12 protein-coding genes are annotated in these 16,031 nt (G+C 75.1%); 4 read left to right on the forward strand and 8 right to left on the reverse strand.

Annotated features, from left to right (window positions below; translation table 11 throughout):
• The first annotated feature begins 3 nt into the window (after positions 1–3).
• Both treY and ABT092_RS04155 read left to right on the forward strand, forming a co-directional pair.
• Positions 4–2,418, forward strand: a complete 2,415-nt coding sequence (gene treY, locus ABT092_RS04150; protein ID WP_351239535.1) for a malto-oligosyltrehalose synthase — start codon at positions 4–6, stop codon at positions 2,416–2,418.
• Between the two features lie 148 nt (positions 2,419–2,566).
• Positions 2,567–3,811, forward strand: coding sequence for a M14 family zinc carboxypeptidase (locus tag ABT092_RS04155; RefSeq protein WP_351239537.1), 1,245 nt, complete (start codon positions 2,567–2,569; stop codon positions 3,809–3,811).
• A gap of 13 nt (positions 3,812–3,824) precedes the next feature.
• Here ABT092_RS04155 and ABT092_RS04160 read toward each other — a convergent pair whose 3' ends face one another.
• Positions 3,825–4,355 (reverse strand): FHA domain-containing protein, encoded by a 531-nt coding sequence (locus ABT092_RS04160; protein ID WP_351239655.1) that lies wholly within the window; start codon positions 4,353–4,355, stop codon positions 3,825–3,827.
• Positions 4,356–4,680: 325 nt separating this feature from the next.
• Here ABT092_RS04160 and treZ point away from each other — a divergent pair, with 325 nt between their 5' ends.
• Positions 4,681–6,426: a malto-oligosyltrehalose trehalohydrolase gene (treZ, locus tag ABT092_RS04165; RefSeq protein WP_351239539.1), complete on the forward strand. Its 1,746-nt coding sequence runs from the start codon at positions 4,681–4,683 to the stop codon at positions 6,424–6,426.
• Between the two features lie 53 nt (positions 6,427–6,479).
• Here the strand turns inward: treZ and ABT092_RS04170 are convergent, their stop codons facing one another.
• The 7 genes from ABT092_RS04170 to ABT092_RS04200 form a co-directional block, all read right to left on the reverse strand.
• Entirely contained in the window at positions 6,480–7,517 is a 1,038-nt protein-coding gene (locus ABT092_RS04170) for an aminoglycoside phosphotransferase family protein (RefSeq protein WP_351239541.1), read from the reverse strand.
• Positions 7,518–7,549: 32 nt separating this feature from the next.
• The gene (locus ABT092_RS04175) at positions 7,550–8,674 is read right to left on the reverse strand and encodes a M24 family metallopeptidase (protein ID WP_351239543.1); all 1,125 of its coding nucleotides are present in this window, start codon (positions 8,672–8,674) and stop codon (positions 7,550–7,552) included.
• Positions 8,675–8,823: 149 nt separating this feature from the next.
• Positions 8,824–11,052, reverse strand: coding sequence for a terpene synthase family protein (locus ABT092_RS04180; protein WP_351239545.1), 2,229 nt, complete (start codon positions 11,050–11,052; stop codon positions 8,824–8,826).
• A 186-nt stretch (positions 11,053–11,238) separates the two neighbouring features.
• Positions 11,239–11,658, reverse strand: coding sequence for a peptide-methionine (R)-S-oxide reductase MsrB (gene msrB, locus ABT092_RS04185; RefSeq protein ID WP_351239547.1), 420 nt, complete (start codon positions 11,656–11,658; stop codon positions 11,239–11,241).
• 44 nt (positions 11,659–11,702) lie between these two features.
• On the reverse strand, positions 11,703–13,085 hold the full coding sequence (murC, locus tag ABT092_RS04190; protein WP_351239549.1) for a UDP-N-acetylmuramate--L-alanine ligase: 1,383 nt from the start codon (positions 13,083–13,085) through the stop codon (positions 11,703–11,705).
• Positions 13,086–13,212: 127 nt separating this feature from the next.
• Entirely contained in the window at positions 13,213–13,686 is a 474-nt protein-coding gene (locus ABT092_RS04195) for an indole-3-glycerol phosphate synthase (RefSeq protein ID WP_351239551.1), read from the reverse strand.
• A 118-nt stretch (positions 13,687–13,804) separates the two neighbouring features.
• On the reverse strand, positions 13,805–14,638 hold the full coding sequence (locus ABT092_RS04200; RefSeq protein ID WP_351239553.1) for a pyrimidine reductase family protein: 834 nt from the start codon (positions 14,636–14,638) through the stop codon (positions 13,805–13,807).
• A gap of 37 nt (positions 14,639–14,675) precedes the next feature.
• On the opposite strand from ABT092_RS04200, the gene zapE reads away from it, so the two are divergent.
• Complete coding sequence (gene zapE / locus ABT092_RS04205) at positions 14,676–15,773, forward strand: cell division protein ZapE (protein WP_351239555.1); 1,098 nt, start codon at positions 14,676–14,678, stop codon at positions 15,771–15,773.
• Positions 15,774–16,031: the final 258 nt, after the last annotated feature.

Here is a 16,031-nt window from a genome sequence, read left to right on the forward strand (position 1 = left end):
CCCATGACGTCCCGTCCCGCCCTCGTCGGCGAGCCCCGGCCCCCGGCACCGCCCACCGCCACCTACCGCCTCCAGCTCCAGCCCTCCTTCCCGTTCGCCGCGGCGGCGGCCGCGGTGCCCCACCTCGCCGCGCTCGGCGTCTCCCACCTGCACCTCTCCCCCGTCCTGGAGGCCGTCCCCGGCTCCACCCACGGCTACGACACCGTCGACCACTCCCGGGTGCGCGAGGAGTTGGGCGGCGAGGACGGACTGCGGTCGCTGGCGCACACCGCCCGCCGACACGGGCTCGGGCTGGTCGCGGACGTCGTGCCCAACCACATGGCGGCCCTCCCCCGGTGGAACCGGGCCCTGTGGGACACCCTGCGCGACGGCCCGGCCTCCCCCTACGCCGGCTGGTTCGACATCGACTGGGCGGAACACGGCGGCCGGGTCCTCCTGCCGGTGCTCGCCCGCCCGATCGGGGCCGAACTGGACGCCCTGCGGGTCGACGGGGAGGGGCTGCACTACGGGGAGCACCTGCTCCCGCTCCGCCCGGGCACCGAGGGCTTGCCGCCGGACCGCCTGCTCGACGCCCAGTGGTACCGGCTCGGCTGGTGGCGGCTGGCCCGCACCGAGCTGAACTACCGTCGCTTCTTCACCGTCTCCGAACTGATCGCCCTGCGGGTCGAGGACCCGGAGGTGTTCCGCGCCACCCATGCCAAACTCCTCTCCCTGGTGCGCGAGGGCGTGCTGGAGGGACTGCGGGTCGACCACCCGGACGGACTCGCCGACCCCGGCGTCTACCTGCGGCGGCTGCACCGGGCGACCGGCGGGCGCTGGACGGTGGTGGAGAAGATCCTCACCCCCGGGGAACGCCTCCCCGCGTCCTGGCCGGTCGCGGGAACCACCGGGTACGACGCCCTGCGGGTGGTGGACGGACTGTTCACCGATTCGCGGGGGGCCGAGGAACTCCTGGACCGCTACCGGGCGTTCGCGGCGCCGGCCGCCGACCGGGGCGGCGACTGGGCGGCCACCGTCCGCCGCGCCGCCCGCCGGGTGGTCACCCGGGACCTCGCGGCCGAGGTGGCCCGGCTCACCCGACTGTGCCACCGGCTGTGCTCCGCCGACCCCGCCCTGCGGGACCACGCGCCCTGGGCCCTCGCCACCGCGCTCCGCGAACTCCTGGTGCACCTGCGGGTGTACCGCCCCTACGCGGCCGAGGACGTGCCCCGGCTGCTGCCCGAGGAGGTGGTGGCGCGGGCCGGGGAGGCGTTCGCGGTGCCCGAGGAGGCGACGGCCGTGCGGACCGTGCGGGCCCTGCTCGCCGGAGCCCACGGCACCGGGCCCGGGCACGAGGAGTTCCGGGCCCGGTTCGCGCAGACCGCGTCGGCGGTGCACGCCAAGTCGGTCGAGGACACCGCCTTCTACCGGTTCGCCCCGCTGCTGTCGGCCACCGAGGTGGGCGGCGCCCCGGACGCGCCCGCGCTGGACCCGGGGGCCTTCCACGCGCACTGCGCCCGCGTCCAACGCGACTGGCCGCTCACCTCGACGGTGCTGTCCACCCACGACACCAAGCGCAGCGCGGACGTCCGGGCCCGGCTCGCCGCCCTCACCGAACGCCCCGGGCCGTGGGCGGATCTGGTCGAGGCGCTCGCGCGGGAGACCGGCCCCGCGGCTCCCGATCCGCAGGTGGCCTGGGTGGCCTGGCAGTCGGCGGTCGGGCTTGGGCCCGGCGCCGGCGAGCGGCTCTCCGGCGCCCTGCTGAAGCACGTGCGGGAGGCGGGGCTGCGCACCTCGTGGACGGAGCCGGACCCGGAGTACGAGCGGGCCGTCGCCGACTTCGCAGCGGCCGGACCCGGCGGCGAGCACCCGCCGGAAGTGAAGGAGTTCGTCGCCGGGCTGGCACCGCTGGCGCGGGCCAACGCGCTCGGCGCGACGCTGCTGCACCTGACCATGCCCGGGGTGCCCGACCTCTACCAGGGCACCGAGACGGAGTACCTGGCGCTGGTCGACCCCGACAACCGTCGGCCGGTCCGCTTCTCCCGCCCCGCGCCACCGGCCCCCGACGCTCCGGTGGCCGGCCCGGAACCGTCCGCCGAGAAGCGGGCGTTGACCACGGTCGCCCTCCACCTGCGGCGCCGGCACCCGGAAGCCTTCGGTGCGGACGCCTCCTACGCCCCGCTGCACGCCGTGGGGAGCGCGGCCGGGCACTGGGTCGGCTACCTGCGCCGCGGGGGCGGCCAGCAGGTGCTGGCGGCCGTCACCCGGCTCTCCGGCCGGCTCGCGACCGCCGGCGGCTGGGGCGACACCCGGGTGACGCTCCCGGACGGCACCTGGCGTGACCTGCTGGCGCCCGGCCGGGAGCACACCGGCACGGTCGCGGTGGCCGCGCTGCTGTCCGCACTGCCGGTCGCCCTGCTGCACCGGGCGTCCCCCTGAGGGCCGCCCCGCCTCCCAGCGGCCGAGCCCCCTGCGCACAACCGCGTATCCCCGGCTGCGTGAATCAGCCGGTGACCTGCGTCTCCTCCTTGACAGACGAGTACGGGCGTGGAGTACTGCGCATGCGTCGGCAAGCGGACGCAGGGGGGTGGGTCAGCTGACGGAACAGCGCTATCCCACGGTCGCCGACCTGGTGTCGACGGCGCGGTGGGCAACGGAACGGTGGCCGTCGACGGCTGCCCTGCGACGGATCGGCACCTCCCGCGGGGGCCGCCCGATCCACCTGCTGTCGGTGGGGCACGCCCGGCGGGCGGTCCTCGTGGTGGCCGGCGCCCACGCCAACGAACCCGCCGGCGGGGCGACCGTCCGACACCTGATCCAACGCACCCTCGACGACCGGGAGTTACGCACCGGCACCTCCTGGCACTTCGTGCTGTGCGCCGACCCCGACGGCGCGGCGCTGCACGACGCCCCCGCCCCGCGCACCCTGGTGGAGTACCACCGCGGGTTCTTCCGGCCGGCCGGACCCGAACAGCCCGAGTGGGCGCCCTCGCTGGTGCCGCCCGGACGCACGCCCCCGGAGACCCGGGCGCTGGAGTCGGCCATCGACCGGGTCCGCCCCTACCTCCAGGTGTCGCTGCACAGCACCGAACTGGGCGGCAGTTGGGTGCAGCTCACCCGGGACGTCCCCGGTCTCGCGGAGCCCTTCGCCAAGTCCGCCGCCGAACTGCACGTCCCGCTGGAGGCCGACCCGGTCGACGCGACGGGCTGGCCGGCGGCCGGGCCCGGCGTCCATGTGATGCCCGCGGCGGGCCCCACCGTGGCGTTCCCCAGCATGCCGGACGAGGCCAGGGTCAGCACCTGGCACCACGTCCACCGTTACGGGGGGCTGACGGCCGTCGTCGAAGTGCCCATGTGGGCCAGTGAGGTCGTCGGGGACTGCACCCCCCACCCGGCCCCCGGACGGGAGCTGCGCGCCCTGGCCGAGCGGCTGCGCGCGGACGCCCGGGTGGTGGCCGCCTTCTTCGAGGAGACGGCGGACCGGCTGCCGGCGGTGGACGACGCCCTGCTGCGGGCCGCCCGCTGGGCACTGGCCCTCGCCCCGCAACTCGCCGACGACTGGTCCCGGCCGCAACCGGACGCCACCACCGCGTACCTCCGCAGCGTCGAGGCCTTCGGCCGGCGCCTGCCGCTGCGGGCCGCCGCCATGCTGCTGCGGGTGCTGGAGGACCGGGGCGATTCGGCCGCGCCCCGGCTGGAACGGGTGGTGGCCCGGTGGTGCGACGCCTTCGCGGAGCGGTTCCGGGCGCGCTGGGTGCCGGTGGAGCACCAGGTGGAGCACCAGGCGCGCACGGTGCTCGCCGCGGCCGGTCGGGCCCGCCCGGGGCGCTGAGGCCCGGACGGGTTCAGCCCGAGGTGAGTTGGTACACCAGGTGGCCGAAGCCGACCTGGTCCCCGTCCCGGACCACGGCGGACCCGACGACCCGTCGGCCGTTCACCGTGGTCCCGTTGGTCGAGCCCAGGTCGCGCAGCACCCACAGCCCGCTCTGGTGGACCAGTTCCGCGTGCACCCGGGACACCGTCTCGTGGTTGAGGCGCAGCCCGTTGCCGGGGTCCCGGCCTATCCGCAGCGGCTGACCGTCCCGGTGCCCGGGGAGGAGCAGTTTGGGCAGCCGCTCGCCCCGCCACGCCCGGCGCAGGCGCTCGGTGAACCCGGACACCGCCGACACCCCGCCGAACACGGCACGGGACCAGCGCCGCTCGGCACGCAGGTCGTCGGTGAGGGCGGCGAGCTCCCCGGCGTGCCGGGCGACCAGCGCGAGTTCCATCCGCCGCAGATAGGTGTCCTGGGAGAGCCGTCCCTGGGCGACCCCCTCGCGCAGGGCGGTCAGCGCCCGGTCCCGCTCGACGTCGGAGACCCGCTCCGGGCGCAACACGGCCTCGCCGAACTCCCCGGCCGCGGCCGGCCCGGGGGGCGCGGCGGGGGGCGGGGGAACGGCCGGCAGGGAGGGCCCGGAGGAATCGGAGGACGGCGTCACGGGCCGATTGTCGACCAGTGCGCCCCGGAGTGTCCACACGGCGGCGGGCCGACGCCGACCAGCACGGGAGCGGGGTGCGCCCGGGGGCGATGCCGGGGCCGACCGGCGGTGCGCCGGCCCCCGGGCGGCTCCTTGCCCCACCATGGGCGACGGGCCGTCACCGGCCGGCCCGGGAACCGAGGACCCCTGTGCGTTCAGGGCTCGACGAGGAGGAGCACCGTCCGTGCTGTTCGAGGTGTGGGCACCCGAGGCCGAAGAGGTCGTCCTCCACTGCGGCGGCGCCGAGCGCGCCCTGGTCCGCGATCCGCACCGCACGGGCTGGTGGAGCGGCGAGGCCGAAGCCGTCGACGGCACCCGGTACGGCTTCCGGCTGGACGGCGGACCGGTGCTGCCCGACCCGCGGTCCCGCCGTCAGCCGGACGGTCCCGACGGGCCCAGCGCGGTCGTCGACCAGGGCGCCCACCCGTGGTACGCGCCGTGGCGGGGCCGGGGGCTGCCCGGTGCCGTCCTGTACGAGCTGCACATCGGCACGTTCACCCGGGAGGGCACCTTCGACGCGGCGGGGGACCGGCTGGAGCACCTGGCGGACCTCGGCGTCACCCATGTGGAGGTGATGCCGGTCTGCCCGTTCCCCGGCCGGCACGGCTGGGGCTACGACGGGGTGGCCCCGTGGGCGGTCCACGAACCGTACGGGGGGCCGGCGGGGCTGAAGCGGTTCGTCGACCGGGCCCACGCCTTCGGCCTGGGCGTCGTCCTGGACGTGGTGCACAACCACCTGGGCCCGGCGGGCAACCACCTGCCCTCGTTCGGCCCGTACTTCACCGACGCCCACCACACGCCGTGGGGCGCCGCGGTGAACCTGGACGCGCCCGGCTCCGACGAGGTGCGGGCCTACTTCGTCGGCAGCGCGCTGGCCTGGCTGCGGGACTACCGGCTGGACGGGCTGCGGCTGGACGCCGTCCACGCCCTGCGCGACACCCGTGCCCACTCCTTCCTGGAGGAGTTGTCCACCGCCGTCGACGCCCTGGCCGAAGAGGTGGGCCGACCGCTGTTCCTGATCGCCGAGTCGGACCTCAACGACCCCCGAATCATCACGCCCCGGACCGAGCACGGCCTCGGGATCGACGCCCAGTGGAACGACGACTTCCACCACGCGCTGCACACGGCGCTGACCGGGGAGTCCGCGGGCTACTACGCCGACTTCGCGGCGGCCCCGTTCGGAGCCCTCGCCAAGACCCTGACCGGCGGCTACTTCCACGACGGCACCCGTTCCTCGCTGCGGGGCCGCCGGCACGGCCGCCCGCTGGACCGGGCCCGGGTCTCCGCGCACCGGCTGGTGGGGTACGCGCAGAACCACGACCAGGTGGGCAACCGGGCGGCCGGGGACCGGCTCTCGGCGACGCTGTCGCCGGGGTTGCTGGCGTGCGCGGCGACGCTGGTGCTCACCGGGCCCTTCACCCCGATGCTGTTCATGGGCGAGGAGTGGGGGGCCACCACCCCCTGGCAGTACTTCACCGACCACCCTGACCCCGCGCTCGCCGAGGCGGTGCGCACCGGTCGGCGCCGGGAGTTCGCGGCCCAGGGCGGGTCCGCCGACGAGGTGCCCGACCCGCAGGACCCGGCGACCCGGGAGCGTTCCTGCCTCGACTGGCGGGAGTCCGACCGCGAGCCCGGGGCACGGCTGCGCGCCTGGTACCGGGAGCTGATCGCGCTGCGGCGCGCCCAACCCGACCTCACCGACACGGATCTGACGGCGGTCCGGGTGATGTGCGACGAGACGGCCCGCTGGATCGCGTTCCGGCGCGGCGACGTGTGGGTGGTCGTCAACGCGGGCCCGGACGCCGTCGTCGTTCCCTTCGGCCGTCGCCCGGCCCGGGTGCTCGCGGCCTGGGAGCCGGTCTCGCCGCCCGGGCCGGCGGGCCTGCTGACGGTGGACGGGGAGTCCTGTGCGGTGCTGCTCCAGGAGTAGGAGCGGGTGGGGGAGGCCGGCGCCGGGGCCGTCCCCCGCCCGCGTCGGGTCGCTCAGTCGTCGTCGCTGAGCAGTTCCAGCAGGATGGGCTCCCACGCGCGTGCGAGCTGCCTCCTCAGCAGGGGCAGGGGGCTGTCGTCGGCCCCGTGCAGCCGGTCGGCGAGGCGTACGACGGTGTCGCAGCGGGCCAGCCACAGCCCGCGCAGGCACTCCCGGGCCCCGTAGCCGGCCAGGGTCGCCGCCCGCACCGCCGCCGGGGCCCCCACGGCGATCGCGAGTCCGCCGATGTCCTCCGCCGGGTCGCCGACCGCGGCGTCCGTCCAGTCCAGGACGCCGCAGACCCGGCCGTCGGCGGTGACCCGCAGGTGCTCGCCCTTGAGGTCGGCGTGGATCACCAGCTCACCGGCGCGCGGGGCGAGTTGGGCCATCGCACGGGGTGTCAGCCGGGTCGGTCCCGCCGCGTCGAACTCCCGGTCGGACACCAGGAGGTCGGACGCCCGGCGGGCGTCCGCCCGCAGGACCTCCAGGGAGCGGGCCGGGGTCCGGGGCAGTCCCAGCGCGAGCGCGTCCCGCACCGGCACCTCCCGCAGGCCGCTCAGCAGCGCCGCCAGGTCCGGCTCCCCCGCGGCGGACACGGCCGCCTCCTCGCCCGACTCGCCGAGCAGCCGGTGGTCGAGGGTGTAGACGAGGGACCCGCGCCAGGTGCCGGCGGCGACGCTGGTGGGCACCGGCACGCCGACCCGTCGGCGGACCAGGTCGCGCAGCCGCAGTTCACGGCCGAGCCGTACGCTCGCCGCGCGGTCGGGGGCCAGCCGCAGGACGTGCCGGCCGCCCACCCACCAGGTGGAGAACTCGCCGCCCTCGCCCGCCGGGCGCACCGGGGGGCCGGCGTCGGGGGGAGCGCCGCCGTTCGGGCCCGGCGGGGCGGGCGGACCGCCCAGCGCGAGGCGGGCCACCCGGCGTGCTTCCCGGTCGGTGGGGCGGACGGGGGGATCGCCGGACGGGGCGTCGTCCGACGCCGGCCCTTCGGCGGGGCCGGTGGGCGGGGCTGAGTCGACGCGTCTCCGGTCATCGGTGGGAGGTTTCTGCATCTCTCGATTCCAGGGCCGGTCCGTCGCGCGGATCAGTGCACGATCGCCATCTCGCGCGCGCTGTTGTTGAGTCGGCGACCGCCGTCCTCGGTGACGGTCACGATGTCCTCGATCCTGACGCCGAAACGGCCCGGAAGGTAGATGCCCGGCTCCACCGAGAAGCACATGCCGGGCACCAGGGGACGTTCCTCCCCCTCGATCATGTAGGGCGGTTCGTGGGTGGTGACCCCGATGCCGTGACCGGTGCGGTGGATGAAGAACTCGCCGTACCCGGCGTCGTCGATGACCGCGCGCGCCGCCCGGTCGACCTCCTGGCAGGCCGTGCCGGGGCGGACCGCCGCGACCCCGGCCTCCTGCGCCGCCCGGACGACGTCGTGCACGGTCCGTTCGGCCGGGCTCGGCTCGCCGACGTGGACCGTCCGGGAGGTGTCGGAGCCGTAGCCGTGCATCAGGCCCCCGAAGTCCAGGACGACGGTGTCGCCCTCCTCGATGACCCGGTCGTCCGCCTCGTGGTGCGGGTCGGCGCCGTTGGGGCCGGAGCCCACCACCGTGAAGTCGACCTGTTCGTGGCCGAACCGGCGCAGCAGGTCGGCGAGGTCCCCGGCGACCTCGGTCTCCCGTCGGCCGGCGAAGGGCACCGCCGTGATCTCCTCGTACGCCGCGTCGGCGGCGGCGCCGGCAGCCGCGAGCCGGTCGAGTTCGGCCGCGTCCTTGACCGCGCGCAGCATCGGCAGGGCGGTCGTCAGGGCCGCGTAGGAGCTGCGGGGCAGGGCCCGCTGGAGCCCCAGCAGGTGCATGGCCCAGGCGTTGTCGCTGATGCCGAAGCGGCCCGCGGGGGCGAGCAGCGGCGCGACCGCGGCGTAGGGGTCCTGGCCGTCGGCCCAGTCGCGGAGGGCGAGCGCGCCGGCCCCGGCGGCCCTGCGGGCGTCCGGCGCCTCCAGGGCGGGAACCACGAGCACGGGGTCGCGGTCGGGGGCCAGGACGAGGGCGGTGAGGCGTTCGGTCACGGCCGTGGGCCGGTAGCCGGTGAGCCAGACCAGGTCCGGCCCGGGGGCGACGACGATCCCGTCGAGTCCCGCCTCGCCGGCCGCGCGGGCGGCACGGGTCATGCGGGCGGCGTAGTCGTCCGCCGTGAACGGTGCGAAGGTGCTGGTCATCGCGGTCTCCGTCTCCTCGCCCCCGGCGGGCGCCGGGTCGCCCCGTGCGACCCCGGGGCACGCGCCCTGCCAGCATCCTGCCCGGGCGCCCGGGGCGGCGCGACCCCACCGGTTCGGCCGCCCGGCGCCCGGGCGGCCGGCCCCGCGGGTCACCGCAGGGCGACGGCCCGGGGGGCGAAGGGGAGGCCCGGTCCGGTGGGCAGCGGTCCGCGGCCCGAGCCGACCGGGGTGCGCGGGGCGGCCGGTGCCAGTGCCCGCACCGGGTGCGTGAGGTGCGCGGAGGCGTACCGCCGGCAGCCGCCGTGCCAGGTGAGGATGCCGGCGAGCCAGTTCTCCAGGTGCGTGACGTAGCCGGCGAGCGCCTCGCGCACCTCGGCGCTCAGGTCGAGGTCGTCCTGGAGGAGGGGCAGTTCGTGCGCGACGACGTGCTGGAACTGGCGCAGCCGGCCGTTCATCAGGTCGTGGACGATCGCGACGCCGGTGGGGTAGTCGCAGCCGAAGAAGTTCTGGACCACGAGGATCAGGTTGTGCACCTCGCCCTCGTACTCGATCTCCTTCTGGTAGGAGAAGACGTCGTTGAGGAGCATGGCGTAGTCCATCGCGGCGTGGTGCAGGGAGCGCATCGGCCCGCTGTCGTGGACCTCCGGCGGGATCTTCGCCCCGTGGGTGATGCGCGCCAGGCCGAGGGTGAGCTCGGAGCCGAAGGTGGCCCGTCGCATCTCCAGGTAGTCGACGGGGTCGGGGACGCGGTGCTGGGCCTGGTTCGCCAGTTCCCAGAGCCAGGAGTCCAGCATCGTGTCGACGGAGGTCCGGAACGCCGTCCGCGCCTCGGGCTCCATGCGTCCGGTGGTCCGGGCCCACAGGTCGGCCAGCCCGCGTTCCAGGGCGTTCGCCGGAACCACCGCGGGGTCGGCGGGCGGGGGGTCGAGGGGCATCAGCGCCTTGAGCCGCTCGGTGAGCACCCGGGCCCCGAGCAGGTCGCGGGTGCGGCCGTGCACCAGCGGGTACCAGTCGTCGCCGTAGGTGCCCCAGGCCAGCCAGGCGGCGCTGAGGTCGACGGCCTCGGGGGTGCCGTCGGGGTCGAGTCCGGCGGCGCACAGGGGCAGGTCGTACCGGTGCAGGGCCGCCTCGTCCCAGATCCCCTCCCGGACCATGCCCACATCCCGGCACCAGTCGAGGAGCCGTTCGCGGGCCGTCTCCAGGTGCGGGTTGAGTCTGGTCTCGAAGGGCAGGGCGAAGTCCGGCAGGATCGAGGGGCCCACCCGTTGGTGGGGGACGTGCGCATGGGCCCGCAGGCGGCGGGCGCCCGCCGCCACGAGCAGTTCCCCGATGCGGGCGGCCGAGGTGCCCAGGCCGGTCGGTCCGCCCAGTGCAGACGGCTCCCGGGCCGCCCCCTCGTTCATGTAGCGGCTGGAGCGCAGGTGCCATTCGTGGCCGCCCGACTGCCAGTCCTGGAGGCCCTTCACATAGGCGCCGACCGCGGCCCACTGCACCGGGTCGAGCGCCTTCTCCGCGCACAGGGCGGGCGTCTCGGTGAGCGCGGTGTGCTCGAACTGGTGCAGGCGCGAGGTGAGGAGGTCGTTGACCGTCTCGGCGGCCTCCTGGGTGGTGCAGCCGAAGAAGGTCTCCAGCACCAGGACGCCGTTGCTGAGTTCGCCCTCCTCCTCCACCTCCCGCTGGTACGAGAACAGGTCGTTGCGCAGGTGGACGGCGTCGGAGAAGGTCTCCATCAGCACCCTCAGCGGCCGGGAGCGGGAGACCTCGGCCGGGACCTCGGCGGTGGCGTACTCGACCAGCCCGGCCGACCACGGGGCGCCGCCCACCTTGCGCCGCATCTCGATGTACTCGACGGGGTTGGCGATGCGCCCCTCGTTGATGTTCGACAGCTCCCACATGGACTCGTTGAGCAGGTGCTCGGTGCTCGCGGCGAACCGTTCCCTCCAGCCCCGGGACATCGACGGCACGGTCCGGGCCCACAGGTCGGCGAGCCCCGCCTCCACCGGATTGGTCGGTTCGGGCACCGGGGCGGCGGGGTCCATCGGCATGAACAGCGGGAGGCGGTCCAGGTAGGCCCGGCCGCCCGACCGGTCCTGGCTGCGCTTGAAGGTCTCCAGGAAGTGGTCGTCGAAGAAGAACACCCACACGTACCAGTCGGTGATCAGCGACAGGGCCGGGCCGTCGCAGTCGGGGTGGGTGTAGGCGCACAGCAGGGCGTAGTCGTGGGCGTCGAGGTCGGCCGCGTCCCAGATGCCGGACCCCTCCAGCATCCCCCTCGCGCGCGCCCACGCACGGGTGTGGGCGCGCGCCTCCTCCAGGTGGGGGTTCAGGCGCGCCGGGTACGGCAGGTAGAACGTCGGTAGGCGAAAGGGCTGGTTCATGGCCCCGCATTACCCCGATCCGATCAACGCATCCGCACCTCATTGCATGATCACTCCATCGGGTGAAAGTGCGGCAGGGTGTCCGTCGAACCCACCCGGTCGCGGGCGGGCGCCCGGGACGACGCCGGGCAGACGGGTGCGCCCCGCCGACGGGTGTCGGCGGGGCGCCCGGCGGCGGGAAACGGCTCAGGCCGGGTCGTCGTCCCCGGTCGGCGTCAGCCGCAGCGAGACGCTGTTGATGCAGTAGCGCTGGTCGGTCGGGGTGGGGTACCCCTCCCCCGCGAACACGTGCCCGAGGTGGGAGCCGCAGCGACGGCACCGCACCTCGGTGCGCACCATGCCGTGGGAACGGTCCTCCACCAGTTCCACGGCCTCGCTGTCCTTCGGGTCGAAGAAGGACGGCCACCCGCAGTGGGAGGCGAACTTGGTCGCGGAGGTGAACAGCTCGGCGCCGCAGGCGCGACAGGCGTACACGCCCTCCGCGGTGGTGTCGGTGTACTCCCCGGTGAACGCGGGTTCCGTGCCCGCCCGGCGCAGGACGGCGTACTCCGCCGGCGACAACTCCGCCCGCCACTGCTCGTCCGACTTCTCGACGTCGTACGCCATGGGTCGTCTCCTCACTTCCGTTGCCGGGCGCCTCGGGTGCGCCGCTACTGGGCGAGTCGGTCCAGGACCAGCGGTCCGAGGTCGGTGACGTCGCCCGCTCCCATGGTGAGAACGAGGTCGCCCGGGGCCGCCATTCCCGCGACGATCCCGGGGGCGGCGGCCTTGTCGTGCACGGCCCGCACGTCCGCGCCCGCGGCCCGGGCGGCCTCGACGATCAGGGCGCTGGTGACCCCGGGGACGGGGTCCTCGCGCGCGGGGTAGATGTCCAGCACCACGGAGGCGTCGGCGAGGGCCAGGGCCTCGCCCATCTCCTTGCCGAGTTCCCGGGTGCGGGAGAACAGGTGCGGCTGGAACAGCACCAGGATGCGGGCGTCCCCGGCGGCGCGCATGGCCTCCAGGTCGGCGGCCATCTCGGTCGGGTGGTGCGCGTAGGAGTCGATGACCTGCACCCCGGCCCGCTCCCCCTTGAGCTGGAGGCGCCGCTTGACCCCGGTGTACGCGCCCAGCGCCCGGGCCAGGTCGGCGGCGGGGATGCCGAGGGCCGCCCCGGCGGCCAGGGCGGCCACCGCGTTGTGCGCGTAGTGGCGCCCGGGCACCGAGACCCGGAAGGTCAGTTCCTCGCCGTCGAGCCGGACGGTGACCTCGCTGGCCAGGCCCTGCGCGAGGACGGACAGCACCCGAACGTCGGCGTCCTCGGCCTCGCCGTAGGTCACCACGCGCACGTCGGTCAGGCGGCGGGCGAGTTCCCGGGCGCCCTCGTTGTCCGCGGAGACGACCAGGGTGCCGCCGGGGACGATCCGGCCGGCGAAGGTCTCGAACGACTCGTGGATCTCGTCCATCGACGCGTAGTTGGCGTGGTGGTCGAGTTCGACGTTGAGGACGATGGCGACCTCGGGGGCGTACTTGTGGAAGCTGCGGTCGCTCTCGTCGGCCTCCGCCACGAAGACCTCGCCGGCGCCGTGGGTGGCGTTGGAGCCGGGTGCGTCGAGGTCGCCGCCGATGGCGTAGGACGGTTCCAGGTCCAGCGTCGTCAGGGCGACCGCCAGCATCGAGGTGGTGGTGGTCTTGCCGTGGGTGCCCGCGACGGCGAGCGGGCGCAGACCGTCCATCAGGGCGGCGAGGGCGTCGGCGCGGTGCACCACCGGGACGCCGAGGGCGGCGGCCTTGGCCAGCTCGGGGTTGTCGGGGCGGATCGCCGAGGAGACGACCACGCAGCTGGCGTCGTCGGCGAGGTGCTCGGCGGCGTGGCCGACGTGCACCGTGGCGCCGTGGGCGCGCAGCGCCTCGGCGGTCGGGGAGTCCTTGGCGTCGCTGCCGGCGACCTTGGCGCCGCGTTGGGCGAGGATCTTGGCGATGCCCGACATCCCGGCGCCGCCGATGCCGATGAAGTGCGGTCGATCCATGGCGGGGGGAAGGCCGGGTGCCATGCGTGTCTCTCCCTGTGCCGCGGCGCGCCGCGGCGTGGTCGTGTCGGTACGGACGGCCACCGCACACGACGAGGACGGTGCCCGGCGACCTCCGGGCGCACTGGCTGACGGCCCGGGGGCCCCAAGCCTATGCCTTGCTGTGGGAGAACAGCTTCAGCACCGGGACGCCCACCTTGTGCCGGGCCCGCGAGGCCCAGTCCCGGTGGAAGAACTCCTCCACGTAGTGGGGGTCGGTCAGCACGATGACCTCGTCCGCGCCCACGTCCTCCACCAGGGCCTTCAACGCCTCCAGCGGGTGGTCCTCGACCAGCTTGCCCTCCGCGCGGGAGCCGGCGGCGCGCAGCGCCGCCAACGAGACCTCCAGGGCCTGCCGGGCGGGCGCCTCGGCCTCCGTCCCCTCGGGGACGTCCCCTTCCCGGGCGGCGTCCTCCAGTTCGCCCATGGCCACGTCGTCGATGGCCCGCAGCAACCGGTCCGCCTGGTCGCCGCGGGGTTGGAGCAGTACGTGGAAGACGGCCCCCTCGTCGCCGTGCAAGGTGGTGACGAACTCCACGTCGACGGACGTGAGGGCCTTCTCGATCATCAGTACGCTCGTGAACACGTCGGGCGCCCTTCTCCATCCGGTGGGCCGTCCGAGGCCCCCTGCGGAAACCATCCTGCCCCGCGTTCGCACGGGGGCTGCGGAGTAAGTCTGCCCGCAGAAGGCTAAGCGGAACAGATCATTCCGCCGAATGTCCGCCCCGGTGGTACCGGGCGAACAAGAAGCCGCCCTCCTCCAGGAGCGAGGCCAGGACGAACCGGTCCGGAACGGCCCGGGACGGCCCCCCGGCGATCCGCTGCGCCGAACCGGCGGCGAGCATCGGCGCCAGCGTCAGACAGAGTTCGTCCAGCACCCCGTCCGCGACGAACTGCCCCAACAACCGGGGCCCGCCCTCGGTCAGCAGCCGGCGCAACCCCCGATCGGCCAGGACGCGCACCGCACGGGCCGGCTCCACCGCGGCGCCCTCGCCGGCCAGGACCACCTCGACGCCGGCGGCGCGGGCGGCGGCCAGCCGCTCGGCGGGCGCGCCCGCCCCGGTCACCAGGAGGGTGGGCACCAGGGGCTCGGCGAAGAGCGGCAGCGCGAGGTCCAGGTCGAGGCCGGCGCTCACCACGACGACGGCGGGGGCCGGCCCCTGCCCGGCGGCGGCCCGGCGGGCGGCGAACGCCTCGCGGGCCCGCGCCGGCCGGTAGCCCTCCCGGCGTACCGTTTCGGCGCCGACGACCACGGCATCGGCGAGCCCCCGGAGCACGCCGAAGACCCGCATGTCGGCCGTGCTGGAGAGGGGCTCCGAACGGCCGTCGTGCTGGGCCGCGCCGTCCAGGGTGGAGACCATGTTGGCGCGCAGCCACACCGCGGGGCCCTCGGGGTAGGCGTAGGCGTCCGCCAGCTCGTCGAGGCTCCACTCACCGTCCGCGGGGGCGGTCTCCGCGGACGGCCCTGCCGCCCCCGGGGCCGTCGGGCCGGACCGGGGTCCGGATGTCTGGTCGGTCACAGGGAACAGCCGTCGCATGTCGTGCAGTCTCGCACGGCGCTTAGAGTGGGGAATCGTGTCGTCCTCCACCGCCGCCGCGGGCTCCGGCCCCCTCGTCGACGCGGCCCCCTCGTCCCTCTGCACCCGCGAGCCGCAGGTGCCCGCGGAGCGCCTGGTCGCCGAGCTGGTGCCGCCGCCGCGCTTCGACGCGGTCCGCTTCGACACCTACCTGCCGGACCCGAACCAGCCGAGCCAGAGCGAGGCGGTGAAGGTGCTCGGCGACTTCGCCGCCGGGCTGGGCGGAGCGCACGCCACCGGGGCCGGCCGCCGGCGCTGGTTCGGCGGGCGGGCCAAGCCCGCCGCCCCCGCGGGGCCGCGCGGGGTCTACCTGGACGGCGGCTACGGCGTCGGCAAGACGCACCTGTTGGCCTCGCTGTGGCACGCCACCCCGGCGGCGCCCGCGCAGAAGGCCTTCGGGACCTTCGTGGAGCTGACGAACCTGGTGGGCGCCCTCGGCTTCCAGCAGACCGTCCGGACCCTCGGCGGCCACCGGCTGCTGTGCATCGACGAGTTCGAACTCGACGACCCGGGGGACACCGTCCTGGTCTCCAGCCTGCTGGGGAAGCTGGTCGACGAGGGGGTCGCGCTCGCCGCCACCTCGAACACCCTGCCGGGCAAGCTGGGCGAGGGCCGGTTCGCCGCGGCGGACTTCCTCCGCGAGATCCAGGGGCTGTCCGCGAAGTTCCGTCCGCTGCGCATCGACGGCGAGGACTACCGTCACCGCGGGCTGCCCGAGGCCCCGCCGCCGTACTCGGACGAGCAGGTCGCCAAGGTCGCCTACGCCACGCCCGGCGCCTCGCTGGACGACTTCCCGCACCTCCTGGAGCACCTCGCCCGGGTGCACCCGAGCCGGTACGGAGCACTGACGGACGACCTCGCGGCGGTCTGTCTGACGGGCGTCGAGGCGGTGCCCGACCAGTCCACCGCCCTGCGACTGGTGGTGCTGGCGGACCGGCTGTACGACCGCGAGATACCGGTGGTCGCCTCCGGCGTCCCCTTCGACCGGCTGTTCGGCGAGGAGATGCTGAACGGCGGCTACCGCAAGAAGTACTTCCGGGCGATCTCCCGGCTGACCGCACTGGCGCGCGACTCCCGCACCCTCGTCGGGAACTGACACCCGTACGGGCGAACGGAGTCGAACGAACCCCATCGGGAGCCCCGGTGGGGTTTCTTCACGCCCTCCGCACCCCCGTAGGGGCGCAGAGGAGCATTCGGAAGCAGGGGAGACCTCCCCACACCCCCGGAATTTCGGTCATCTTCCGCCTTCACATGATCATTTCCGGTCGATCACTCGCACGCAACGTCATCGCAACCACATAAGCAGGTCGGGCCGTTACCGTGGAGATTGCCTTGGGGAACGTGACGACCGCCT

Origin of the sequence: Streptomyces sp. NPDC002490, from assembly GCF_040296045.1 — a bacterium.
Classification (GTDB): domain Bacteria; phylum Actinomycetota; class Actinomycetes; order Streptomycetales; family Streptomycetaceae; genus Streptomyces.

Excerpts from the sequence above, each read along its gene's own strand:
- treY (WP_351239535.1), top strand. The coding sequence starts at position 4 with ATGACGTCCCGTCCCGCCCTCGTCGGCGAGCCCCGGCCCCCGGCACCG.
- ABT092_RS04170 (WP_351239541.1), bottom strand. The coding sequence starts at position 7,517 with ATGCAGAAACCTCCCACCGATGACCGGAGACGCGTCGACTCAGCCCCG.
- ABT092_RS04175 (WP_351239543.1), bottom strand. The coding sequence starts at position 8,674 with ATGACCAGCACCTTCGCACCGTTCACGGCGGACGACTACGCCGCCCGC.
- ABT092_RS04180 (WP_351239545.1), bottom strand. The coding sequence starts at position 11,052 with ATGAACCAGCCCTTTCGCCTACCGACGTTCTACCTGCCGTACCCGGCG.
- msrB (WP_351239547.1), bottom strand. The coding sequence starts at position 11,658 with ATGGCGTACGACGTCGAGAAGTCGGACGAGCAGTGGCGGGCGGAGTTG.
- murC (WP_351239549.1), bottom strand. The coding sequence starts at position 13,085 with ATGGCACCCGGCCTTCCCCCCGCCATGGATCGACCGCACTTCATCGGC.
- ABT092_RS04200 (WP_351239553.1), bottom strand. The coding sequence starts at position 14,638 with ATGCGACGGCTGTTCCCTGTGACCGACCAGACATCCGGACCCCGGTCC.